Consider the following 634-nt stretch of genomic DNA (forward strand, 5'->3'; position numbering starts at 1 on the left):
GACATGACCCTCGAAGAAGCGCAGACCGCGAAGATCGATCTAGCGCTGGGAAAGCTCAAGCTCGAGCCCGGGATGACGCTCCTGGACATCGGCTGCGGCTGGGGAGCCACGCTACGGCGCGCCATCGAGAAGTACGACGTCAACGTGGTCGGCCTGACGCTGTCGGAGAACCAGGCCGAGCATGTGCAGAAGTCTTTCGATCAGATGGACACTTCCCGCACCAGGCGCGTGCTGCTGGAGGGCTGGGAGAAGTTCCACGAGCCGGTGGACCGCATCGTGTCGATCGGGGCCTTCGAGGCATTCAAGATGGAGCGCTATCCCGCATTCTTCGAACGCGCCTACGACATTCTTCCCGGTGATGGCCGGATGCTTCTGCACACGATTCTGGCCTACTCGCAGCAACAGCAGCATGAACGTGGTGTCTCGATCACCATGAGCGATTTACGCTTCATGCGATTCATCGGCCAGGAAATCTTTCCGGGTGGACAGCTGCCGGCACAGGAAGACATTTTCAAGTTCGGCGAGGCGGCGGGCTTCTCGATCGAGCGGGTGCAACTGCTGCAGAAGCACTACGAACGGACCCTCAACATCTGGGCGGCCAACCTGGAAGCCAACAAGGACCGGGCCATCGCCC

At 60.7% G+C, this 634-nt stretch carries 1 protein-coding gene; it reads left to right on the forward strand.

Translation table 11 applies throughout. The features are described from left to right. Positions 1-634 (forward strand): class I SAM-dependent methyltransferase (locus tag A5652_RS05735; RefSeq protein WP_067347578.1); only part of this gene is annotated, 634 nt, incomplete at both ends.

Source organism: Mycobacterium sp. 1165178.9, assembly GCF_001673555.1.
Taxonomy (GTDB): Bacteria; Actinomycetota; Actinomycetes; order Mycobacteriales; family Mycobacteriaceae; genus Mycobacterium.